The organism is Collinsella aerofaciens (assembly GCF_028209625.1).
GTDB classification, from domain to species: Bacteria; Actinomycetota; Coriobacteriia; order Coriobacteriales; family Coriobacteriaceae; genus Collinsella; species Collinsella aerofaciens_AM.
On sequence record NZ_JAQLDU010000010.1, the window covers coordinates 33,469 to 57,415 of the forward strand.

Sequence of the window (23,947 nt, forward strand, 5' to 3'; positions counted from 1 at the left end):
CCCCTCCGGCGACGTGCAAAAATGCGACTTTTCAGCAAAGAGGGGCCTCGTTATCGCCCCTGCGGCACGGAACGGCCCCCGTTTTGGCTCTGAAAACGCCAAAACGGGGGCCGTTTTTGCTTTATGGCTCTCTGAGGAGCCCCTGAGACGCCTCGGAGCCACTGGGAAATGCTGAAAACTCGCCTTTTTGCACGTCGCCGGAGGGGGTACCTTTGCTTCGCGGCCCCGCCGTGCGTTTTTGGCGGGGCCGTTTTGCGTTGCGCGCAAAAAAGAGGGCGCCACGGCTGTGTGGCCGTGGCGCCCTCTAGGGTGTTTGCGCTGCGCTATGCGCGACGCTTGATGAACATCAACGCGGCTGCAACGATGATGCCCCCGGCGATTCCCAAGCTCGCGACGATGGCGAGCGTGCGGTCACCCGTGTTGGGGATCTTGGATGTGGTGCTCGTCGTGGTCGTAACGGTCTTGGTGGTCTTAGTGTTGCCGGGATCTGTAGGATTCGGCGTCGGGCTCGGAGTGGGCTCGGGGTCCGGTTCTGCGGCATCAACGACGTTGAATGTCCACCATCCAAAAACGCTTGCGTAGTTGCGCGCGTCGTTGGGCGTGTAGCACGCCAAGAAGCGGCAAGTACCCGTTGCCGTGAGTGCGGTTTCGGGGGCAACCCATGCCCAGGTGCCCTCATCGTCTGCCGGGAGCTGCAGGTCACCGAGCTTGAGGGCGCTGGTGAGCGGCAGGTCGGGGAGTGCCGGGTCGGGGTGCGTCGGGTCGGGGTGCGGTGTCGCCTGGGGCTCGGGGACGGCGCGGTAGATGTCAAAGATGGTGGTGACGCTGCTGGCGGCGTACTCGTCAGTCTCGGCGACCTCGAAGAGCACGGCGTAGTGGCCGGCGTTGACGGGGGCCGCGTCCAGCTTGGTGAAGTTGTCGTCCGTGACCTCGAAATAGGTAAGGGTACCGTCTGCGGTCAGGGCCGCGCGCGTGACGCTATTGCGGACCTCGGTCGTGCTCGTGGCGCTATCGTGGACTTCGGTCGTGATGCTCGCCGGCGCGCCGTCGTAGACCTTGGACGTTACCTCGATGGTCAGCGTGGGCTTGGGCTTTCCGGGCGTGGGCTCAGGGCTAGGCTCGGTGCCGTCGACAACGTTGAAGCTGAGCACGCATGTCGTGCGGGAGAAGTTCTGCGTGTCGACAGGCGTGTAGACGGCAAGGCCGCTCTCGGTGCCGGCTTCCGTGATGGCGCACGTGCCGTCGGCCCAACTCCAAGATCCATTGGGGTCGTTGGGAATGGTCACGTCCGCAAAGGCCAGGCCGTCGCGCAGCTCGAGGTCGTTGAGCTGGGGCGTATCGGGGTTGGGAGTCGCCCGGTAGATGCTGAACGATGCCGTGATGGGTTCGGCGGTGTAGCTGGCCGGGACATTGGCGGAAAGCTCGGCCAGGTAGGTGCCTGCGTTGGTGGGAGCCTCCTTGAGCTTGGTGGGTACGCCGTTGACGATTTCGTAGTAGGTGAGCGTGCCGAGGTCATTGAGCGCGTTGCCCGTTACGGGGTCAACGACCGACCAAGTGGCCGTGACGGGCGCGCCGTCGTAGGTCTTGGATGCCACGTCGAGCTTGAGCGTAAGCTGGGTCATCTCGACCGTGAGCGTGCCGGGGATCACAGTGATACCGCTCTGGTAATTGACCTTGCCGGCATCCGTTAGCTGCGCGTTTGCGACGGTGATGGCGTCTGCGTATGTGCCTACAGCAAGGTCAGCGTAGGACGTCACGTCGCTTCCCGTGTCCTGGGAAATCTTCTGGAAGTCGAGCGCGGCGGCAGTCGACTGGATGACGCTATCGGCGGTCTCGCCGTCGGCGAGTCCCTCGACCGTAACGACGTATTTGGGCTCGCTGCCGCGCCAGGTGCCGGTGGCGTCATTTGCGGTGATGGTCGGTGCCGGGGCCTTGGAGATGGTGAACGTGCACGAGGCCTCGTCGGCGCGGTAGTTGACCGTGTCGGTCACGCGGAGCACGGCCTCATAGCTGCCCGCGTTCTTGGGCGCGGCGGCGCCCAGGTCCTCGGTGCGCTCCTTGCCGTCGAGCAGGTAGTAGTTGACCTCGTGGCTGGCGTCGACCTTCTTGCCGGCGGCGTTGGCGATCTCCACCGCGGGCTCAACGGGCTTGCCGTCGTAGGTCTTGTCCTCGACCGCGATGGCACCCGTGACGTTGGCGGGCTCGATGGTCAGCGTGCCGGGCACCACCTTGATGTTGGACTTGTAGTTGACGGCGCCCTTCTCGCTCAGCTGCGGGTTTGCGACGGTGATGGCATCCTTGTGCTCACCAGCGTCGAGCGCGCCGTAGTCGAGCTTGGAATCGAGCGCGGCGGTCGTGCCCTGCGCGATAACGTCCTCGGCTTTGTCCCCGCCGACAAGGCCGTTCACCTTAAACGAGTAGGCGGGCTCGGGCTCGCCGAAGACAACGCTCGCGTCCTTTACGGTGATGGTGGGCGCCGCGGCCTTGGCGATGGTGAATTCGCGGCGGGCCTCGCAGGCGCTGTAGTTGGTCCGGGCGGGCACGCTCATGACGACCGTGTAGCTGCCGGCGTCGACGGGCGCCCCGTCGAGCGCCTCGGGCTCGCCGTCGCTGTTGCGGTAGTAGGTGAGGCTGTAGGAGCTGTCGAGCTTCTCCCCGGAGGTCGGGTCGATGACCGAGCAGGTGACCTCGACGGGCGTCCCGTCATAGGTCTTGCCCGCGGCGTCCACGGCGGCCTTGGGCGTCAGCGGGGAGACGGTGAGCGTGCCCGCGATTACGGTGATGGCGTTCTCATAGTTGGCGCCCGCGTCCTTGTTGAGCTGCGGGTCCTTGACGGTGATGGCGGACGCGTAGACGCCGGTATCGAGACCCTGGTAGCCCTTGTCGTCGGTGATGTGCTGGTCGAGCTCTGCCTTGGTGCCCTTGGCGAGGACGTCCTTGTCCTTATCGGCAGGAACCAGGCCGGAGACGGTATAGGTGTAGGCGGGCTCGGCGTCGCGCCAGGTGCCGGTGGCGTCATTTGCGGTGATGGTCGGTGCCGGGGCCTTGGAGATGGTGAACGTGCACGAGGCCTCGTCGGCGCGGTAGTTGACCGTGTCGGTCACGCGGAGCACGGCCTCATAGCTGCCCGCGTTCTTGGGCGCGGCGGCGCCCAGGTCCTCGGTGCGCTCCTTGCCGTCGAGCAGGTAGTAGTTGACCTCGTGGCTGGCGTCGACCTTCTTGCCGGCGGCGTTGGCGATCTCCACCGCGGGCTCAACGGGCTTGCCGTCGTAGGTCTTGTCCTCGACCGCGATGGCACCCGTGACGTTGGCGGGCTCGATGGTCAGCGTGCCGGGCACCACCTTGATGTTGGACTTGTAGTTGACGGCGCCCTTCTCGCTCAGCTGCGGGTTTGCGACGGTGATGGCATCCTTGTGCTCACCAGCGTCGAGCGCGCCGTAGTCGAGCTTGGAATCGAGCGCGGCGGTCGTGCCCTGCGCGATAACGTCCTCGGCTTTGTCCCCGCCGACAAGGCCGTTCACCTTAAACGAGTAGGCGGGCTCGGGCTCGCCGAAGACAACGCTCGCGTCCTTTACGGTGATGGTGGGCGCCGCGGCCTTGGCGATGGTGAAGTCGCGGCGGGCCTCGCAGGCGCTGTAGTTGGTCCGGGCGGGCACGTTCATGACGACCGTGTAGCTGCCGGCATCGACGGGCGCCCCGTCGAGCTGTGCGAGCTTACCGTCCTTCTTGCGGTAATAGGTGAGGCTGTAGGCGCTGTCGAGCTTCTCCCCGGTGATCGGGTCGGTGACCGAGCAGGTTACCTCGGCGGGCGCCCCGTCATAGGTCTTGTTCTTGGCGGTCACGGTGGCCGTGGGCGTCACGGGCGCGATGGTGAGCGTGCCCGCCTTGACGGTGATGCCGTTCTCGTAGTTGCTACCTGCATCCTTGTTGAGCTGCGGGTTCTTGACGGTGATGGCGGACGTGTAGACGCCGGCATCGAGATCCTTGTAGCCCTTGTCGTCGGTGATGTGCTGGTCGAGCTCTGCCTTGGTGCCCTCGGCGAGGACGTCCTTGTCCTTATCGGCGTCGACCAGGCCGGAGACGGTATAGGCGTATTTGGGCTCGCTGCCGCGCCAGGTGCCGCTGGCGTCCTTCACGGTGATGGTGGGCGCCGCGGCCTTGGCGATGGTGAATTCGCGGCGGGCCTCGCATGCGCTGTAGTTGGTCCGGGCGGGCACGTTCATGACGACCGTGTAGCTGCCGGCATCGACGGGCGCCCCGTCGAGCTGTGCGAGCTTACCGTCCTTCTTGCGGTAATAGGTGAGGCTGTAGGCGCTGTCGAGCTTCTCCCCGGAGGTCGGGTCTGTGACCGAGCAGGTGACCTCGGCGGGCGCCCCGTCATAGGTCTTGTTCTTGGCGGTCACGGTGGTCGTGGGCGTCACCGGGGCAACGGTGAGCGTGCCCGCTTTGACGAAGATGCCGTCCTTATAGTTGGAGCAGTAGCCGCTTGCGTTCTTAATGAGCTGCGGGTTCTTGACGGTGATGGCGGACACGTAGACGCCGGCATCGAGGTCCTTGTAGCCCTTGTCGCCCGTGACGCCCCAGTCGAGCTCGGCCTTGGTGCCCTCGGCGAGGACGTCCTTGCCCTCGTCGGCAGGAACCAGACCGGAGACGGTGTAGGTGTATTTGGGCTCGCTGCCGCGCCAGGTGCCGGTGGCGTCGTTCACGCTGATGGTGGGCGCCGGGGCCTGTTCGATCAGGAAGCGCGTGGAGACCTCGCCACCTAGGTATTCATCGGTGCTCTCGACTTTCCATACCACCTCGTGGCCGCCGGCAGAGCTGGGGATGCTCCACCAAGGGTCATCCCTGTCGTTGTTTTTCTTGACCGGGTAATACTTGAAACTGCCTTTAACCTCGACGGGCTCGCCGGTCTCGGCATCGACTGCCGTCGTTGTGACAAGGGAGTCGCTATAGGGCTGGCCATCGTAGGTCTTGTTCGCAGCCGTGATGCTCAGCTTGAGCCGCTTGCGTCCGGCGGGCTTATCCTTATAGACTTCAAATTTGAGGTAGCGGTACACGACGGCATAATTGTTCGTGTCCTTGGGCGTGAACATGGCGAGTGCGGTGACGACATCGGGGCTGTCCTTGGAGTCGTCACTGGAGTTGTCACTGGAGTTGTCACTAGAGCTGTCGTCGGGGTCTTTGATCTCCTGGTTTGCGACGCGCCTTGTCCATGACCACGTTCCATCCTCGGGCTGTGCCGGGAAGGGCTCCTCGGAAGCCTTGAGGCCCTCGCGGAACTTGATGGGCTCAAGCGCGGGCGATTCAGGGTTGGGGAGAGCACGGTAGATACGCACGTCCTGCGAGACGCTTCCGCCCAGGTAGTTGTCGGTGTCGGTCACAGTGTACGTCACGCGGTACGTGCCAGCGTCCTTAGGCGCTCCATCGAGCGGTTTTTCGGGCTCGACGCTCTTGCCGTCGGCGTCGGCAACCTTAACATAGGACAGGCTTGCGTCCTCGACCGTCACGGTCTTTTTCGTCGTGGGGTCGATTGCTTCGTATTTGGGTTTAAGCTCTTCGCCGTCGTAGTACTTGTTGTCGACGTCGAGCGAGAGTGTGAGCTGCGTTTTGGCGTAAAGGTCGTGGGACACCGTTTCGCCCGCATAGGCATTTGTTGACGGCGTGCCCGCAAAGAGCGTTGCCGAGAGCGCCGCGACGGAGCAGAGCGTAAGGGACAGCATCGCCCGTGATCTTCGATGCCTTTGGGTGACCGGTAAGCGTTTCATAGAACAGCTCCTTTATCACAAATTGCCCCGGCGCCGTTTGTGCGGTCAACCGGGGCAGCGCTTGATGGTGCTGGTGCTTTTTGCACGTCATCCATCATCAAGTACAAAACCATAGATTGTTTTATTATCAGTGATTTTGTGTCTGCGAAAAGAAAAGTTCGTCCCGTCTTATGTCGTTTCGTCCCAAATAGTCAGGAGAGTATTTCTATTTAATTAACGTGGGGCAATGACGAGCGGTCGGTCGCTTCCTCGTATCCAAAATACAGCGCAAGGGCGCGGTCGGCGTCGGGGCTGCTGCGTGCGTAGTTGATGTTTTTGATGTCAAACAGGATGCAGCCGCAATGGCCTGTAAACGTCGGAAAACAGACGACCTTAAGGTATGTGTCGATCTCGGGGCTGTAATCGATGAGCTCGAGCGTCTCGCCCAAAAACGCCGCTCGTTCGTAGCAACGGAGCCACTTGCCGTCCATGTTGGGAAAGATGCTGCCAAATGAGTGACCGATAAGCTGGTCGAGTGGCACCTTCTCGAGTCGCGCAAGGGCGTCGTTGCCGTATCGAAACACCCAGTCTACCGCCTGGCGTTGCCCGTCGAGAACCATTTCGATATCGGTAAAGGCAAAGGGCATGTTATCGAAGCTTGCGTAGTGGGCGCGATAGCCCTCGGGTGTGGCGGGGGCATTTCGCTGCTCGTGATCTTTTATGAACGACGCGCGCCAGACTTGTAGCTCTTCGCGGAGTTGGCGCTTGCGTCGCACGGTATATTCAAGTTTCTCGCCGTTGATGAGGTTGATGGTATCGGTGATGCCATGGATGGCGCGCGCCGAAACCAGGCAGCTGCGATGCGCGAGCAAAAAGCCGCTGCCTAAGATTTCGCGCAGCTCCCGTAGCGTGACGCGTATGTCGTAGAGCTCCCCGTCGGACATATGGATAAACGCATCGTTGCGCTTCATCTGGACGTACAGGATGCGCGTGGCATCGAGCACGTATTCTTTTTTGCCCGATGTGATGGTGACGAGTTTGCTGGCGTACATAGACCCTCCGCGACGTGGCGTGCCCTTTCTTTGATTGTAGGCGGGCACAAGGGTTCTTTTCGGATTATTCCGTTCGAGTCGATGACGTGCGTTGCCTTGGTCGTTGACAGCGCCGACGCCCCTGGGGATATCGCCGCTCTGGGCTTCCATATCCTGCCGTAAGCAAAGGTACCCCCTCCGGCGACGTGCAAAATCGCGACTTTTCAGCAAAGAAGGGGGTCTGTCATTGGGCGTGATCGCCCCTTTGGCACGGAACGGCCCCCGTTTTGGCTCTGAAAACGCCAAAACGGGGGCCGTTTTTGCTTTTATGCCTCTCAGAGACGTCTCGGAGCCGCCGGGAGATGCTGAAAACTCGCCTTTTTGCACGTCGCCGGAGGGGGTACCTTTGCTTTGGCGGTTATTTGCCCGGCACCATGGTGAGCGAAATCTTCTTGCGGTCGCGATCGACCTTCTCGACCCACACCTTGACCGTGTCGCCGACACGCACCACGTCGCTCGGGTGCTTGACGAAGCGGTCGGCCAGCTTGGAGATGTGCACGAGGCCGTCTTGGTGCACGCCCACGTCGACGAAGGCGCCAAAGTCGACGACGTTGCGCACCGTGCCCTTGAGCTCCATGCCGGGTTCCAGGTCGTCGATGGAAAGCGCTGAGCGGCTAAAGACCACCTCGGGCGCGTCGTCGCGCGGGTCGCGACCGGGCTTCTTGAGCTCGTTGACGATGTCGATGAGCGTGAGGGTGCCACAGTCCAGGTCGCTTGCCAGCGTCGAGATGCTGCCCAGACGGCGCTCGATGTCGGGCACGCCGCCGCGGCTGAGCTCGCTTGCTTTAACGCCGGCGCGCTCCAGGACGGACGTGGCCACCTCGTAGCTCTCGGGGTGGACGCTTGTCGCGTCGAGCGGGTTCTTGCCGCCGCTGATGCGCAGGAAGCCCGCGGCGTTGAGATATGCCTTGGGTCCCAGCTTGGGGACCTTCTTGAGCTGGCGGCGATCGGTAAAGGCGCCGTTTTCCTCGCGGTACGCCACGATGTTCTTGGCCACGCTCGGCGTGATGCCCGATACGTATCCCAGAAGGCTCGCGCTCGCGGTGTTTACGTCGACGCCCACGCGGTTGACGACGTCCTCCACCACGTGGCCCAGGGTGCGCGAAAGCTCGGCCTGGTCAAGGTCGTGCTGGTACTGGCCCACACCGATGGATTGGGGCGGAATCTTAACGAGCTCTGCCAGCGGGTCCTGCAGGCGGCGACCCAGGCTCATGGCACCACGCACGGTGACGTCCAGATCGGGATACTCCTGGCTCGCGAGCTCGGAGGCGGAGTACACCGACGCGCCGGCCTCGTTAACGATGGTGTAGCGAAGGCTGGGCGCCTGCTCGGCAATAAACTCCGAGACGACTTCCTCGGTCTCGCGGCTGGCGGTGCCGTTGCCGATGACGATAGTGTTGACGCCGTCCTTTTTGACGAGGCGGGCGAGCTCGCGCTTGGTGCCAGCGACGTCGTGGCGCGGCTTGGTGGGGTAGACCACGCCGTGGTCGAGCAGCTTGCCGGTCTCGTCCATGACGGCGACCTTGCAGCCGGTGCGGTAGCCCGGGTCGAGCGCGAGCACGCGGGCACCGTGCACGGGGCGTGCCGAGAGCAGGCCCTCGAGATTCTTGGCAAAGACGTTGATGGCCTCGGTCTGAGCGCGGACGGTGAGTTTGGCGCGGGCCTCGCGCTCCAGCGAGGGGGCCATGAGACGCTTGTAACCGTCGGCGATAGCGGCGTCAAAGACGGGCGCGAACACGCCCTGGCGACGGGGCCAGCGGCTGCCGAGGCGCGCCGTGGCGGCAGCGCCGTCGACGTTCACGCGCACGCGGAGTTTGCCCTCGCGCTCACCGCGGTCGATAGCCAGCACGCGGTGGTTGGGAATACGGCGCAGCGGCTCGTCAAAGTTGTAGTAGGGCTCGTAGGGGGTCTTCTCGGCGGGGTCGGTTGCCTCGACGACGATGTCGGCGGTGTTTTGCGTAAAGGCGCGCAGTTCGGCGACGTTCTCGGGGTCCTCGGCTACCGTCTCGGCCACGATGTCAGCGGCGCCAGCGAGCGCCTTCTCGGGCGTGTCGAAGCCGGCCTCCTCGTTGACGTATGCCGCGGCGGCGTCGAGCGCGCTGCCCTTGGCCGAGGCCTGCATGATGACCATGTTGGCAAGCGGCTCCAGACCTGCCTCGCGGGCCTTCTGCGCGCGGGTCATGCGCTTTTTACGGTAGGGCTTGTAGAGGTCTTCGACGCGCTGGAGCTGTGTGGCCTCGCGAATCTGCTGCTCGAGCTCGGGCGTGAGTTTGCCCTGGGCGTCGATGAGCAGGATGACGTCCTCTTTACGCTGTTCAAGATTGCGCAGGTAGGACAGGCGCTCGTCGAGCGCGCGCAGGGCAACGTCGTCCATGCCGCCCGTTGCTTCCTTGCGGTAGCGCGAGATAAAGGGGATGGTGTTGCCCTCGTCGATGAGCTTGACGGCTGCCTCGACGTTGGCGGCCTTAAGGTTGAGCTCGCGGGCGAGCTGGGCGATAAGATCCATGGAACTTCCTGTCTGTGAGTACGTTACAGGTGCATGAGCCACCCAGTCTACCACCCGCCCGCGCCGCGGCTGCAAAGAAAGCCCCGCGGGCAGGAGGCTGCTCGCGGGGCAAAGAAGAGGGGCTTATTTGTGACGGACCGAGGGACTCGGCATGGGGTTTCTGCCGCGGCCGCTCTTAAGGCATTACAGCTCGACGAGCTGGCCGGTCTCGGCGGCCTCCTTGACGGCGTTGAGAAGTGTGAGCGTCTTGACGTTGTCGGCCGGCGTCACGACGGGCTCGACCTCGCGGCGGACAACCTTCACAAAGTGCTTGAGCTGCATCTTGTGCGGAAGTGCCGGGTCGACGGCCGGGATCTCCATCTGCAGCGGCTTGTGCCAGTTGGAGGCGCCGTCGTAGGAGAACTGGTGCAGGCGGGGCAGCGACAGGGCACCCTTAGTGCCGCCGATAAAGTAAGCGTCGGCGTCGAAGGGGCGGTACTGCGGGTCCTCGCGAGCGGTTGCCTCCCAGTTCCAGGGGCTGGCGGTGGCGTCGGAGATGGTCATGCTCGCAAGCGCGCCATCGGCAAAGCGAACGTTGACCACGGCGGAATCCTCGGTTTCAAAACCGCGGGCGGCGCTGGACTGCATGCCCTGGACGGCGACGGGCTCGCCCAGCAGGTAGCGGAGCAGGTCGACGTCGTGCACCAGGTTGACCAGGATCGGGCCGGCACCCTTCTTGCGGCGCCACTCGACATCGAAGTACTCGTCATTCTTATAGATCATGTAGTGGAAGCTCGACACGGTGAGCTTGCCCAGCTCGCCGGACTCGATGATCTCCTTGGCCTTGTTCACAAACGGGTTGTGGCGACGGTGCTGACCCACGAGCACGGGCACACCGGCGGTCTCGGCCTCGGCGGCGAAGGCCTGGGCATCCTCGAGATCGTTGGAGATCGGCTTTTCGACCAGCGGCACGATGTTGCGCTTGATGGCCTCGCGGGCAACGCCCAGGTGCAGGTCGTTGGGGGTGGCGATGATGACGGCCTCGGGCTTGACCTCGTCCATCATCTGGGCGGGATCGGTGAAGAACGGCACGCCGGCGGCCTCGGCCGTGGCGCGGGCGCCCTCAAAGGCGTCGGCGATGGCGACGAGCTCGGCCTCGGGCTCCTCGGTGACAAAGCGGATGTGGTTGCGGCCCATGGCGCCGGCGCCGATAACGGCAATGCGGACGGGGTTGAGCTCAGACATTTCGACTCCTTAATACTGGTGACCGGTGGAATGCGGCAAGAGGACGGCCCTTGCCGCGTCAAGCAAAACTAGGCGGACTTCTTCTTGCTGTCGGAGACCATCATGTAGACGGTGAGCACGACGGCGATGGCGGCAATCACAATGGCGCCATAGAAGGACTGCTGGTAGGCGGCGCTGCCGGCTTCGGCGTGATACAGCACGGCGGTGATGGGCTGGCTGATCCAGGTAGAGGCGGCGTAGCCCAAGAACATGATGCCGTAGTTGACACCGATGTTGCTGGTGCCAAAGGCGCCACCGGTGAGCGGCGGGTAGATGACAAGCAGAGCACCAAAGCTAAAGCCGAGCAGGGCGAGCGCCACAAAGAACATGCTCTGCGTAAAGCTCATCGACATGATGACGAGCGCGACGATGGTCACGACAAGGCTGATGAGCAGCGACTTGTAGGCACCGATCTTGTCGATGATCTGGCCAAAGGAAAGGCGACCGACCAGGTTGGCGCAGGTGTTGACGGAGACGACCACGCCGCCGAGGGCGACGGCTGCGGCACTCGTGGGGTCGGCGAAGAGCTGGACGGCGGCGATGGAGGCAACCTTGCCCACAAGCAGGGTGCCCGCGGTGGCGGCGAAGGCGAAGGTGGCGATGAGGACCCAGAAGCGCGGGGTTTTGACCATCTCGCCCGGGGTGAGGTCGCCGAAGGTACCGGCGTGCGCGCCGCCCTTGGGGGCCTCGAAGCCCTCGGGCAGCCAACCGGCCTCGGGGGCCTTCAGGAACAGGGCGGAGGCGGCGATCGTCACAAAGAAGATGACGCCGAGTGCCTTGAGGGCGCCAAAGATGCCCAGACTCGGGATGAGCAGCGAGGCGAGCACCGGGGACAGCACAGCGGGGCCGGCGGTCGAAGCGGCCAGGGTGATGCCGGAGGCGAGGCCCTTTTTGTCGATGAACCACTTTTGGCCGGTGGTGAGCGCGGGGTTGTAGCCCAGGCCGTTGCCGATGGCGGCGACGAGCGAGAACCACAGGTAGAACTGCCACGGCTCGGTGACGGTGCCGGACATGAACCAGCCCACGCCGTAGCACACGGCGGCAGCGATCACGACGTTGCGCGGGCCGATCTTATCGGAGATGCGGCCGGCGAAGATGCCCGTCACGGCCATGATGGTCTGGAAGACCGGGAAAGCCCAGGTAAGTGCGCTGGACCACTCGGGGTAGACGGCGAGCAGGTTCTTGGACACGACGGAGTACAGCGCGATGGAGCTGATGAAGAACATGGTGACGCACGCGGCGGAAAGCACGACGGCGCGACCCTTGTTGGAGTTGGTGGAAGCCATGGGACTCTTTCTAATCGATACGGGGGAGGAGCGGGCGTGTCCGCGGTGCCTCCCTGTCAGGTTGGTTTACTGGTCAGTCGGCTTTGCGACGCCGGACTCGTCGGACCAAAGCTCGACACCCTTGTTCTTGAGGTAGTTGTCGGCAAAGGCGCGGCGGCCGCCGGGCTTGGCGGTGAGGTCGCCCATCATATTGGAGAAGCCGCCGTCGACCTTGATGGCGTCGCCGGTGGTAAAGTCTGAGCGCGTGGACGCCAGGAACATGACGGCGTTGGCGATATCGCTGACCTCGCCGATGCGACGCGTGGCGATGAGGCGGCTGCGGCTCTTCTCGACCTCGGGATCGGCGTAAAAGCTTGCCGACATGGGGGTCTTGACGAAGCAGGGCTCGACGCAGTTGGAGCGCACGCCGTAGGGACCCCACTCGGCAGCCAGCATCTTGGACATCATGTTGACGCCCGCCTTGGTGGAGCTGTACACGCCCGAGAACGTTTCGGGGGAGTGACTGGCGACGGTGGAGATGTGAACCAGGCGGCCCTGGCCGGCCTTGATCATCTCGCGACCAAAGCGCTGCGAGGTGATGAAGTAGCCGGTGAGGTTGACGTTGATGACCTCGTTCCAGTCGGAGAGCGGCAGGTCCTCCATGGCTGCGAAGCGCAGGATGCCGGCGGTGTTGACGAGAACGTCGACGCGGCCGAAGTTGGCGATGGTGGCGTCGACGGCGGCCTGAACCTCGGCCTCGTCGGTGGCGTTCATCTTGTAGCCCTCGGCGTGGATGCCAAACTCGGCAGCGAGGTCGGCGGCAGCGGCCTTGACCTTCTCCTCGTCCAGGTCGAGCAGGACGACGTTAGCGCCATTGCGGGCGAACTCGCGGCAAATCTCGACGCCCATGCCGCCGAGCGCTCCAGTCACAGCGCAAACATCGCCCTCGAGCTTAAGCCAATTGCTCATAGGAACTTCCCTTCTTATGCCTCCCGGTGGGTCGCTCCCATTAACCGACCCACGTGGTTTTCGCTGGTTATCGTATGCTTTGCATTTGCGCAGGTGAATTGCATATTTGTTAGAATGGCGTAAACCTCTGGTTTATAGCTCACAAGACGATTTGTCCGTAATTGAGTGTGTGACCTGCCAAAACAACCCCCTGCGGCCGCGCATGGGCATACGTCTGGAAACGGGAGATTGACGTGTACGATCGACGACTTGAGGCCATATCGGCCGCCGCGGAGCTGGGAAGCTTCTCGCGTGCCGCGGCAAAGCTGCGCGTGTCGACGCCGGCACTCGTCAAGCAGGTTTCGGGCTTCGAGGCCGAGTTCGGCATCACGCTGTTCGAGCGGTCGCACTCGGGCGTTAAGGTGACGCCGGCTGGTGCGCTACTGGTGGACGACGCGCGCTCGATCATGCGCCAGTCCGAGGACGCACTGCGTCGTGCCCGGCGCGCGGCGGGCGATGGCGGTGCGGTGCGCTTGGGCGTGTCGATGATGTGCCCGGGGCGCCAGACGCTGTCGATGTGGACGGACGTGCACGAGCTGGAGCCGTCGTTGCGCTTTGAGATTGTGCCGGTGAGCGATCTCTATGACGAGCGCGAATCCGTTATGCGCAGCCTGGGGCGCGAGGTGGATGTGGTGCAGTCGAGTTTTTCGACCCCGCGCTGGGGCGACGCCTGCCAAAAGCTCCTCATCGTCAACGTGCCGTTTTATATCGACGTGCCGCGCACGAGCCGGCTCGCGCGCAAGACGCGCATCACGGTTGCCGACCTGGAGGGCATGCGCCTGCGCGTGCTCCGTCACGGCAACGACGCCATGGACAGCCTGCGCATCGATCTTTTGGCCGACGGCGGCGTGGACGTGATCGATGTGGATAGCTTTGACTTTGCGCTGTTCAACGATGCCGAGGAAAAGGGCGACGCGGTGCTCACCTGCGGAGCGTGGTCGGGCGTGCACCCGGCTTTTATGGGCGTGCCGTTCTTGTGCGGTCGTGAGGTGCCGGTCTACTTGCACTACCCGCTCGAACCCACCCTCCAAGTCCAAAAATTCGTCAACGCCATGGCCCAACTTCTCAAATAGCTACCGTGTCGATGATTCTTTAATCCCCGTCCTAGAAAAATCATCTGGTAGAGTTGACCTCACGTGAATTTCGGCACACTGCGCGCTATCTGCGCTTTTACCGTTTGGAGGAGTGAGCTTGTGAATACTATTGTCGCCAAGAAGGCCAGCCGGGCGGTGCGACTGCTCATGATGGTGCTCACGGCAGTTCTCATCTTCTTCTTCATCAACGTTATGCTGCTCGTCTCCGACATCCAGGGCACGGCACGAGTGGTCAACTACGCCGGTCTGGTGCGCGGCACCACGCAGCGAATCGTTAAGCTCGAGGACGCGGGCCAGCCACAAGATGACCTGCTCAAGGCTGTGGATTCATACATTAATGGTTTGCGCTACGGAAGCGACGACCTCAATCTCGTCCGCCTGGATGACGATGAGTATCAGGCAAAGATGACCGAACTCGCGAGCTATTTTGACAAGCTTCGCACCGAGGTTGCCCGTGTGCGCGAAGTCGGCTACGAGAACACCGACATCATCGCCATGAGCGAGGAATTCTTTGGCATTTGTGACGATGCTACGAGGCTCGCGGAGGACTGCTCCCAGGAGAAGGCGACGGCGCTCAATCGTCTTGAGGGCCTGGTGATCATCGACATCGTTGGCTTGGTGGCGACCTTTGCGGTCGAACTTGCTCGCGCGGTGCGCACCGCCGCGCTCAATCGCGAGCTGCAGAACAAAGTCTATCTCGATGAAGCCACGGGACTGCCCAACAAGAACAAGTGCGAGGAAATCTTGGGGCAGGGACATCCCGTTTCCGCCGAAGCGCCCGTCGCGCTGTGCGTCTTCGATCTTAACAATCTGCATACGGTCAATAACCGCTTTGGCCACGAGAAGGGTGACGAATACATCCGTTCTTTTGCCCATCAGCTGGGGCGCGTGGCGTCCGAGACCTGCTTTGTGGGCCGCGACGGCGGCGATGAGTTTATCGCGGTGCTGTGGGATGCCGATCGAGCCGCCGTGGAGTCCTGTCTCGCTTGGATTCGCGTGAATGTGAACGAGCATTCTGAGGCTCACCCTGACATGCCTATCAGCTATGCAGTGGGTTATGCGCTTTCTAGTGATTATGATGAACCGCCTACGATGCGCGAGCTCTTTTCCCAGGCCGACAAAAACATGTACATCGACAAGAACCGCGTAAAGAAAGCCGAGGCAGCTGGGCCGCAACGCGAGGACCGCTGAGCCCACAAAACGAGGCCCTGGCCAAACGGCCAGGGCCTCACTAACTTTCATTCCGCTCCAAACGACGGACTGATTGCGCGCAGGAGGGTGCCCCGGGGTCGGCGGGGTATTTCCTCCGCGCGCAGTTTCGCAGTGCAGCGAGAATGTTTGAGCACGGAGGAATTACCCCGCCGACCCCGGGGCACCCTCCGTCAGTAACTGGTCCTACTCGAGCTCAAACGCACCCGTGTACAGCTGGTAGTAATACCCGCGCTTGGCGATCAGCTCGTCGTGGTTGCCGCGCTCGATGATGCGGCCGTGATCCAGACAGATGATCGCGTCGGAGTTGCGCACGGTGGACAAGCGGTGCGCGATGACAAACGTCGTGCGGCCCTCCATGAGCTTGTCCATGCCCGCCTGCACGATGGCCTCGGTGCGGGTGTCGATGGAACTCGTTGCTTCGTCCAGAATCATTGCCGGCGGATCGGCGACGGCGGCGCGCGCGATTGAAATCAGCTGGCGCTGGCCCTGCGACAGCTGGGCGCCGTTGCCGGTGAGCATGGTGTCATAGCCGTCGGGTAGGCGGGTGATAAAGTCGTCCGCGCCCGCGAGCTTTGCCGCCGCGATGCACTCCTCGTCGGTGGCGTCTAGGTTGCCGTAGCGGATGTTATCCATCACGGTGCCGGTGAACAGGTTCACGTCCTGCAGCACGACGCCCAGGCTTCGGCGCAGGTCGGCCTTGCGGATCTTGTTGACGTTGATGCCGTCGTAGCGGATCTTGCCGTCGGCGATGTCGTAGAAGCGGTTGATGAGGTTGGTGATGGTCGTCTTGCCGGCACCGGTTGCGCCGACAAACGCGACCTTCTGGCCCGGCTTGGCAAACACAGACACGCCGTGCAGCACCTCGTGGTCGGGCGTGTAACCAAAGTCCACGTTGTTCATAACCAGATCGCCGCGCAGCGGCACGTACTCGATCTCGCCGGTTGCGCGGTGCGGATGTTTCCATGCCCACATGCCGGTGTGGTGGTCAGCCTCCTCGAACTCCCAAGTCTCGGGGTTCACCTGTGCGTTGACGAGCGTCACGTAGCCTTCGTCGGCCTCGGGCTTCTCGTCGATGAGCTCAAAGATGCGGTCGGCGCCGGCGAGGCCCATGACCACGGCGTTGATCTGCTGCGAGATCTGGCCGATCTGTCCGCAGAACTGCTTGGTCATGTTGAGGAACGGCACCACGACGGCGATGGACAGCGCCATGCCCGAGATACTCAGGTTGGGCACGCCCAGCGCCAGGAAAATGCCGCCCGCCAGTGCGACCAGCACGTAGAGCAGGTTGCCCAGGTTCATAAGGATGGGCATGAGGATGTTGGCGTACATGTTGGCCTTCTGGGAGACCTCGAAGAGCTTTTCGTTGCGCTCGTCAAAATCGGCCTCGGCGGCAGACTCGTGGCAGAACGCCTTGACGACCTTCTGGCCGTTCATGACCTCCTCGATATGGCCCTCGACCACGCCAAGCTCGGTCTGCTGCGCAATGAAGAAGCGCGCGGAGTTGGATCCGAGCAGCTTGGTCATAAAGGTCATAAAGGCGACGCCGGCGATGATGACCAGGCACATCCACGCGCTGTAGTACAGCATGATAAAGAACACCGTGACGATGATGATGATCGTCATGAGCAGGTTGGGCAGCGACTGGCTGATCATCTGGCGCAGCGTGTCGATGTCGTTGGTGTAGTGGCTCATGATGTCGCCGCGCTGGTGCGTGTCGAAGTAGCGAATCGGCAGGTCCTGCATGCGGTTGAACATCATCTCGCGCAGCTTCTCGAGCGAGCCCTGCGTGACAATAGCCATGGCGCGGTTCCAGAAGAGCGAGGACAGGACGCCGACGCCGTAGATGCAGGCGAGGGTGGTCACGAGCTGTGCGATCTTGGGCTGTGCGGCTTCCCAATCGCCCGACTGCCACGATTCGCTAATAATTTGCAGGGCGCTCTGCAGGAAGGTCGCGCCGATGGAGTTGATGATGGCACAGAGCACCACGCCGGCGACGACGAGGGGCAAAAGCACAGGATAGAAGCCAAAGAGCGTCTTGATGAGGCGCGACATGGTGCCGCCCTTACGGTTGAGCGCGCGCTCGGCGGTCGTTGCCTTACTCATGTGCCTCGCCTCCTTCCTGGGTCTGAGCTTGCGTTGCGGATGCCTCGGTGTCGGCCTCGACGGCCCCTTCGCCCTCGGCAGACATCTTGTTTTGCGAGGTAAAGGTCTCGCGGTAGATCTCGCTCGTCTTGAGTAGCTCGTCATGGTTGCCGATCTGCGCGATACGGCCGCCCTCCATGACGATGATGCGGTCTGCGTCCTGTACGGAGCTGATGCGCTGGGCGATGATGAGCTTGGTCGTGTTGGGCAGATAGCTTGCCAGCCCTGCGCGGATCTTGGCGTCGGTCTTGGTGTCGACGGCGCTGGTGGAGTCGTCCAGGATCAAGATCTTGGGGCGACGCAGCAGGGCGCGTGCAATGCACAGGCGCTGCTTCTGACCGCCGGAAACGTTGGAGCCGCCCTGTTCGATCCAGGTGTCGTAGCCCTTGGGGAAACCGTCGACAAACTCGTCGGCGCAGGCCAGATGCGCTGCCTCGCGGACTTCCTCGTCGGTGGCGTTCGGGTCGCCCCAACGCAGGTTCTCGGCGATGGTGCCGCTAAACAGCACGTTTTTCTGCAGCACCATGGCGACCTGGTGACGCAGCGCGTCCAGGTCGTAGTCGCGCACGTCCACGCCGCCCACGCGCACAGCGCCTTCGGTGGTGTCGTACAGGCGGGCGATGAGGTTAACGAGCGTGGACTTGGCCGAGCCGGTGCCGCCGATGATGCCGATGGTCTCGCCGCTCGTAATGTGCAGGTCGATATCGTCGAGCGCCTGGCGCTTCGCATGCTTGGAATACTTAAAGCTCACGTGGTCAAAGTCGATGGAACCGTCGGCAACCTCGAGCACGGGCTCGGCGGGACCGGCGATCGTGGGCTCGGCGGCCAGCACCTCGGCAATGCGGTGTGCCGATTCGTCGGCCATGGTCACCATGACAAAGATCATCGACAGCTGCATCAGGCTCATGAGAATCTGGAAACCATAGGTAAAGGTCGAGGAGAGCTGGCCCACGTCGAACAGCGTGCCCTGGCTCGTGATGATGAGCTTGGAGCCCAGGTAGATGATGACGACAAACGCGCCGTTGACGCAGATGTTCATCATGGGGTTGTTAAAGGCGAGCAGCTTCTCGGCGCGGGTGAAGTCCATCTGGACGTCGCGCGCGGCGGTCGCGAACTTCTCCTTCTCAAAGTCTTCGCGCACATAGCTCTTGACCACGCGCATGCCGGTGACGTTTTCCTCAACGGACTCGTTAAGGGCGTCGTACTTGTGGAACACGCGCGAGAAGATGGGGCGCACCTTAAAGATGATAAAGAACAGTCCAAAGCCCAGCAGCGGAATGATGACCAGGTAGACCATGGCGACGCTGCCGCCCATGATAAACGCCATGGTAAAGGCGAAGATCAATACCAGCGGCGCGCGCACGGCAATACGGATGATCATCATAAAGGCCTGCTGCACGTTGTTGATATCGGTGGTCAGGCGCGTGACGAGTGAGGAGCTCGAGAACTCATCGATGTTGGCAAAGCTGAACGTCTGGATCTTGTAGAACAGGTCGTGACGCAGGTTCTTGGCGAACCCGCAGCTCGCATGGCTGCAGGTGACGCCGGCCGCGGCGCCAAAAGCAAGCGATGTCAGCGCGATGAGCACCAAAAGGCCCGCGGTAGGAAGCATCTCGGCTACGGCGGCGCCGTCTTTGATGGCGTCGATCAGGTTGGCGGTGATAAATGGAATCAGCATCTCGCAGAGCACCTCGCCAAGCACGAGCAACGGCGTGGCAACGGTGACTTTCATATAGTCGCGGATGCTTCCCATGAGGGTTTTAATCATCCAGTTCCTCCCAGGTTACGCGGATTTTATCGAGCATTTCGGCGAGGTCCTCGCGCTCGTCATGGGTGAGCGCGCTAAAGGCCTGCTCTCTAAAGCGAATGCGGGCCGCCTGCTCTACGTGGGCCTTTTCCCATCCCGCTTCGGTCAGGCGAATGGTGAGCTGCCGCCGGTCTTTGGGATTGCGGCTGCGCTCGATAAGGCCGGCGCATTCGATCTTGGAGAGAATCTCGGAAAGCGAACCGGGCTTAAGATCAAAGTGCAGGCCTAGTTCCTGCTGTGACATCTCGCCGTTTGGCTGCTTGGCGAGCAAGCAGACGATGGGGGCCTTTCCCGAGGCGCCGCCGCCGTGAAAGTGCAGAAAGTGGCCGCAGAAGCCCAGCCCGTTTAGGATGTGCTTGGCGAGCGCGTCTGATTGGGACTGTGCCGCGGGCGCATCTGCGGGTTCATGGGGGTCGCCGCCCGGCGTGTGGGGGCAGAGGCCGATGTGGTCATCGCACATGGTGTCGCTCCTTTCTTTAGTTAGGTAGTGCAATTGTTTTGTGCCTAACTAATTTAGGAGTGCAAGAAATAAATGTCAAGGTACCAAACTTATTAAGTTACGGCGTTTTACCAAACGCCGTAACCGCTCGACGCTGCAAACGCTCCTAAGCGGCAATCTGATCCCTTGGGGACGAAGGAAAAGGTATCGTTTTGGGCTGCGATGATGCCTTTCGAAGCGGCCTTGCCAAAAACTATGCCTAATTACTACGATGAATCCAGCATCGCTGACCACAACAGCTGTTTCTGAAAAAACGCAAGCTATCTACCTGCGGTTTTGTTGGAGAGAAATTCGCTGTGGTTGGAGGCGGGCGGTTAAACGTAGTAAATAGGCATAGTTTTGAAATGGAGCTATATGAGTAGCATCAACTAGGCCGCTATGGAGCAAACAGCCCCCATTTCCGAAACCTTTCCGCAACAATTTGACCTCCACGGCGCCACCGCCCGCCCACAACGCCTCCTGCGCTACACTTAGTCGCACTGTGGCGCTGCTGCGCCGTGCCCGAACCAAGGGAGACCCTCATGAAGAATACTCAGCTGCTGCTGATTAACGATATGTGCGGCTACGGCAAGGTCGCGCTTTCCGCCATGCTGCCGGTGCTGTCGCACATGGGCTACCGTATCCATAACCTGCCGACGGCACTTGTGTCCGATACGCTCAACTATCCCAAGTTCTACATCCACGACACCACCGAGTACGTGCGCCAGAGCCTCGCCATCTGGGAGGAGCTCGGCTTTGAGTTCGACGCCATCTCGACCGGCTTTATCGTGACCGAGGAAGAGACGCGTATCATCTCGGACTTTTGCCACCGCCGTGCGCAAAAGGGCACCAAGGTGTTCGTCGATCCCATCATGGGTGACAACGGCAAGCTCTATGCCGGTGTGCCCGAGTCCACGATTGGCCTTATGCGGCACCTGCTGGAGTGCGCAGACTACGCGGTGCCCAACTACACCGAGGCCTGTCTGCTCGCCGATACGCCTATTGCAGAGCAGATCACGCCCGATGAGGCCCGCGCCCTTGTGGACGCCGTGCGCGAGCTGGGTGCCAAGTCGGTGGTCATTACGAGCGCCGTGGTAAATGGCACGAACGCGGTTATCGGTTACGACCATGTGGCGGGGGAGTACTTCACGATTCCCTTTGAGCTCATTCCGGTCTATTTCCCGGGCACGGGCGACACGTTCTCGGCGGTGCTCATGGGCCGCGTTATGGCAGGTTGGAGTCTGCAGCGCGCGACGTCCGATGCCATGCGTGTGGTGGCTGAGCTTATCGAGCGCAATGCCGACCAAGAGGACAAGTCGGCCGGCCTTCCCATCGAGGCCTGCCTGGATGTGATTGACCATGAGTAACGCTGGCGAGGGCGGCGTCAAGCCTGCGGGCGAGAACAGGCCGCTCGGCGCGCCGCGTGGCAAGCGGCCGCGTATCCGCGTGAGCTGCGTGGACCAGCTGGGGACGTGCCGCTGCCACCATGGTCACAAGCCGGGCGACGTCTTTGACTTTGACCGAGACCGCGGCAAGATGTGCGCCATGGCCTGCCATGTGGGCTTTCCCTATATCGATATCCTGCGCTATGGCGGAGCCGTACCTGGCAACGAGCCTGGTACGGCAAAGTTCTGCTGCCCCGAGGTCGATACGTTAAACGTCTGGCTCGCCGAGATCGTCGACGAATAGCCGGATGCGACAAAGGGGCGGTCCCTTTGTCGCATCCGCCGGTGGTGCTCCTTCTTTTTTGCCTATAATCCTAAATCTCTGCATTTCATCCGATATTAGGTTCTAAAAACTCTGCATTTCATCGATAATCAAGCATATAAACTTTGCATTTCATTTGATGACACTGAGGGGAGAGCCTATGCTGCGTAGGAAAATAGCGGCAGAGCTGGAGCGTTGGCTGAAGTCTGCCGAGCAAAAGGCCTTATTCATTACGGGTTCTCGCCAGATCGGCAAAAGTTATTCGATTCGCGCATTTGGCAAAGCCAGCCATGCAACCTACATCGAACTCAACCTCATGGAAAACCGCCAGGCAAAAGATGCTCTTCTCGAGGCGCGAGATGCCGATGATTTCATCAGCAGGGTGACGCTTCTTTCGGGAAAGCCGATAGTGCCAGGCAAAACGCTCGTGTTTATCGATGAGGTCCAAGAGGCCCCCGACATCATGACGATGGCAAAGTTCCTTGTTGAGGACGGGAGGTGTCGCTGGGCGTTTTCGGGGTCAATGCTCGGGACCCAGTTCAAGGGCGTTAGGTCCTATCCCGTGGGATATGTTCACGAGCTTAGGATGTTCCCGCTCGATTTTGAGGAGTTTTGCTGGGCGATCGGGGTGAGCGAGGGAGCTCGCCAAACGATACGCGACGCGTGTATCAGCGAGAAGCCCATTCCTGACTACATTCATGACGCGATGATGGCAAACTTCAGGACCTATACCGTTGTCGGCGGAATGCCAGAGGTCGTGCAGCGTTTCCTTGACACGCGGGGCGACCTTGCCTCTGTTCGTCAGCTACAGTCAGAACTCAACGAACAGTACCGGCGGGATATCTCCAAGTATGCAAGCGGGCGAGCCCTTCAGGTGCGGAGCATTTACGATCAGCTCCCTATTATGCTCGAGGGTGAAAACAAACGCTTCGTGCTCAATTCCATTGACCCCAAGGCGCATTACGACAAGTACCAGCGAGATTTTGTCTGGCTCGTCGATGCCGGCGTTGCTCTCAAGGCCGATATCGTAACCGAGCCAAAGTCCCCGCTGCTTAAGACAGCGCGACCGTCCCAGTTCAAACTGTACCAGTCCGATACCGGGATGCTGATGGCCCGTTATCCCATCGGGGTCGCTCAGGCGGCGTACCTCGACAGCAAGGAGCCCAACCTCGGCGGCGTGTACGAAAACGTGGTGGCTCAGCAGCTGGCTGCCCAGGGAAGAGGGCTGTATTACTACCAGACCAAGAAACGGGGCGAGGTCGATTTCGTGATTGACGGCCCAGATGGGACGGCTGTGCCCATCGAGGTTAAATCGGGGACGTATTACCATGCGCACGCCGCGTTGAACCATGTGCTTGAAACGGCCGAGTATGGCGTAAAGCGCGGGATTGTTTTCTCGAGAGGCAACGTTGAGCGTGACGGGGGCGTTCTCTATCTGCCTCTGTATGCGACTTGGACCCTTCCGGATGTTTTGGGCGACTTCCGTGCCGAGGGGATAAAACTGGAGGTCAAACCTGTCTAGGGTCAGTCCCGAATGCGACAAAGGGACAGTCCCTCCCGCCGAGCGTGGATTTTCTCCCGTTTTAAGCGCGCTTAAACGCTCAAAGTGGGAGATGATCCACGCTGGGTGTATACCGATGGCGCGGCCCGTGCACTCGCGAACCTACAGCTGCTCGAGCATGGCGGTGCAGCCGGCGAGCACATCGCGGTAGGTGGCATCGAAATTGCCGGTGTACCAAGGGTCGGCCACGTCGCCGGGGCGATCGGTCCAATCGAGCAGGCGAGAGATCTTGCCCTCGGGGTCCTTGCTAAAGATGCGCTGCAAGCCGCGGGTGTTCTCGTTATCCATATAGACCATGTGGTCCCAGTCGCCATACTCCGCGCGGCGCACCTGACGAGCGCGATGCGCGACGACGGGAATCCCGACCTCGCGCAGCTTGGCAACGGTGCCATGATGCGGCGGGTTGCCGATCTCCTCGGTCGACGTCGCGGCGGAGTCGATGGCAAACTCACCCTCGCGTCCGGCGCGGCGCACCAACTCGGTAAACACCGATTCAGCCATCGTCGAGCGGCAGATATTGCCGTGGCAGATAAACAGTACTTTTATCAATTTGAACCCTTCTTAAGCTATGGGTGGATAGTTCTTGGACAGCGGGCCTTTCAATGTGCTTATGTGTATGTGCACGTGCCTCTGATGTAAAAGAAACGTTATACCGGATGAGGATATCAAATTGTTGGCTTAGGATTTGGGGCGCAGCTCAGCCCATCCGAGCGGTCGCTGCTTCAGAGGGTTAGTCATGAACGTTGGGGAGTCGCAACAATTTCGACGTGAGCTCTTTGAGCATATCAAGGTGGTGTACGACCGCACGATGGTCCATTCGACGCTGCGTTGCATGAGCCCCACTGAGTTCGAGGAAGACAATTGAGACCGGAGGACGAAGGCCGCCTAGGAGCGGCGTGGAGGTTGTTAATGGAAGCGGCTAGATTCGATCTACTTCATCGCAAAATCCGACGACGGTGACCTTGCCTTCGTAGGCTGCGACATTAAGAACCATGACGGAAACACGTTTTCCGATGAAGATATAGACCGCGACTTCCTTGAACGTATGACTCTGGCATACCTGGCGACC

The 23,947-nt window shown here is 61.5% G+C and carries 16 protein-coding genes; 6 read left to right on the forward strand and 10 right to left on the reverse strand.

Annotated features, from left to right (window positions below):
• Window positions 1–323: 323 nt before the first annotated feature.
• The 6 genes from PMW70_RS06075 to PMW70_RS06100 form a co-directional block, all read right to left on the reverse strand.
• The gene (locus tag PMW70_RS06075) at window positions 324–5,720 is read right to left on the reverse strand and encodes an MBG domain-containing protein (protein ID WP_271744197.1); all 5,397 of its coding nucleotides are present in this window, start codon (window positions 5,718–5,720) and stop codon (window positions 324–326) included.
• A gap of 254 nt (window positions 5,721–5,974) precedes the next feature.
• Window positions 5,975–6,796 carry a LytTR family transcriptional regulator DNA-binding domain-containing protein gene (locus PMW70_RS06080; RefSeq protein WP_271744199.1) on the reverse strand — a complete coding sequence of 274 codons (822 nt, stop codon included), beginning with the start codon at window positions 6,794–6,796 and terminating at the stop codon, window positions 5,975–5,977.
• A 397-nt stretch (window positions 6,797–7,193) separates the two neighbouring features.
• Complete coding sequence (locus PMW70_RS06085; protein WP_271744201.1) at window positions 7,194–9,341, reverse strand: Tex family protein; 2,148 nt, start codon at window positions 9,339–9,341, stop codon at window positions 7,194–7,196.
• A 183-nt stretch (window positions 9,342–9,524) separates the two neighbouring features.
• Window positions 9,525–10,565, reverse strand: a complete 1,041-nt coding sequence (locus PMW70_RS06090) for a Gfo/Idh/MocA family protein (RefSeq protein ID WP_117637693.1) — start codon at window positions 10,563–10,565, stop codon at window positions 9,525–9,527.
• A 68-nt stretch (window positions 10,566–10,633) separates the two neighbouring features.
• Window positions 10,634–11,890, reverse strand: a complete 1,257-nt coding sequence (locus PMW70_RS06095; protein WP_271744204.1) for an MFS transporter — start codon at window positions 11,888–11,890, stop codon at window positions 10,634–10,636.
• 66 nt (window positions 11,891–11,956) lie between these two features.
• Window positions 11,957–12,838, reverse strand: coding sequence for an SDR family NAD(P)-dependent oxidoreductase (locus tag PMW70_RS06100; RefSeq protein ID WP_117564356.1), 882 nt, complete (start codon window positions 12,836–12,838; stop codon window positions 11,957–11,959).
• Between the two features lie 233 nt (window positions 12,839–13,071).
• Here PMW70_RS06100 and PMW70_RS06105 point away from each other — a divergent pair, with 233 nt between their 5' ends.
• Both PMW70_RS06105 and PMW70_RS06110 read left to right on the forward strand, forming a co-directional pair.
• A complete protein-coding gene (locus PMW70_RS06105) occupies window positions 13,072–13,950 on the forward strand; it encodes a LysR family transcriptional regulator (RefSeq protein ID WP_271744205.1) in 879 nt (292 codons plus the stop codon).
• 120 nt (window positions 13,951–14,070) lie between these two features.
• A complete protein-coding gene (locus PMW70_RS06110; protein WP_271744207.1) occupies window positions 14,071–15,162 on the forward strand; it encodes a GGDEF domain-containing protein in 1,092 nt (363 codons plus the stop codon).
• Window positions 15,163–15,366: 204 nt separating this feature from the next.
• On the opposite strand, the gene PMW70_RS06115 is transcribed toward PMW70_RS06110, so the two are convergent.
• The 3 genes from PMW70_RS06115 to PMW70_RS06125 are packed head-to-tail and all read right to left on the reverse strand — an operon-like array spanning window position 15,367 to window position 19,592.
• Window positions 15,367–17,286 (reverse strand): ABC transporter ATP-binding protein, encoded by a 1,920-nt coding sequence (locus PMW70_RS06115; RefSeq protein WP_271744209.1) that lies wholly within the window; start codon window positions 17,284–17,286, stop codon window positions 15,367–15,369.
• The gene (locus tag PMW70_RS06120) at window positions 17,279–19,093 is read right to left on the reverse strand and encodes an ABC transporter ATP-binding protein (protein WP_271744211.1); all 1,815 of its coding nucleotides are present in this window, start codon (window positions 19,091–19,093) and stop codon (window positions 17,279–17,281) included. Before PMW70_RS06120 ends, PMW70_RS06115 begins: the two co-directional genes overlap by 8 nt.
• Window positions 19,086–19,592 carry a MarR family winged helix-turn-helix transcriptional regulator gene (locus tag PMW70_RS06125; RefSeq protein WP_117655367.1) on the reverse strand — a complete coding sequence of 169 codons (507 nt, stop codon included), beginning with the start codon at window positions 19,590–19,592 and terminating at the stop codon, window positions 19,086–19,088. The genes PMW70_RS06120 and PMW70_RS06125 overlap by 8 nt, the downstream gene beginning before the upstream one ends.
• A gap of 560 nt (window positions 19,593–20,152) precedes the next feature.
• Between PMW70_RS06125 and PMW70_RS06130 the strand changes: the two genes are divergently transcribed.
• The 3 genes from PMW70_RS06130 to PMW70_RS06140 all read left to right on the forward strand — a co-directional run bounded on the left by PMW70_RS06130 (window position 20,153) and on the right by PMW70_RS06140 (window position 22,839).
• Window positions 20,153–20,977 (forward strand): PfkB family carbohydrate kinase, encoded by an 825-nt coding sequence (locus tag PMW70_RS06130; protein ID WP_117773877.1) that lies wholly within the window; start codon window positions 20,153–20,155, stop codon window positions 20,975–20,977.
• A complete protein-coding gene (locus PMW70_RS06135; RefSeq protein WP_271744213.1) occupies window positions 20,970–21,299 on the forward strand; it encodes a TIGR04076 family protein in 330 nt (109 codons plus the stop codon). Before PMW70_RS06130 ends, PMW70_RS06135 begins: the two co-directional genes overlap by 8 nt.
• A gap of 178 nt (window positions 21,300–21,477) precedes the next feature.
• Window positions 21,478–22,839: an ATP-binding protein gene (locus tag PMW70_RS06140; protein WP_271744214.1), complete on the forward strand. Its 1,362-nt coding sequence runs from the start codon at window positions 21,478–21,480 to the stop codon at window positions 22,837–22,839.
• Between the two features lie 141 nt (window positions 22,840–22,980).
• Here the strand turns inward: PMW70_RS06140 and PMW70_RS06145 are convergent, their stop codons facing one another.
• Window positions 22,981–23,427, reverse strand: a complete 447-nt coding sequence (locus PMW70_RS06145) for a low molecular weight protein-tyrosine-phosphatase (RefSeq protein ID WP_271744215.1) — start codon at window positions 23,425–23,427, stop codon at window positions 22,981–22,983.
• 187 nt (window positions 23,428–23,614) lie between these two features.
• Here PMW70_RS06145 and PMW70_RS06150 point away from each other — a divergent pair, with 187 nt between their 5' ends.
• Window positions 23,615–23,743: a hypothetical protein gene (locus tag PMW70_RS06150; RefSeq protein WP_271744217.1), complete on the forward strand. Its 129-nt coding sequence runs from the start codon at window positions 23,615–23,617 to the stop codon at window positions 23,741–23,743.
• Window positions 23,744–23,947 lie beyond the last annotated feature (204 nt).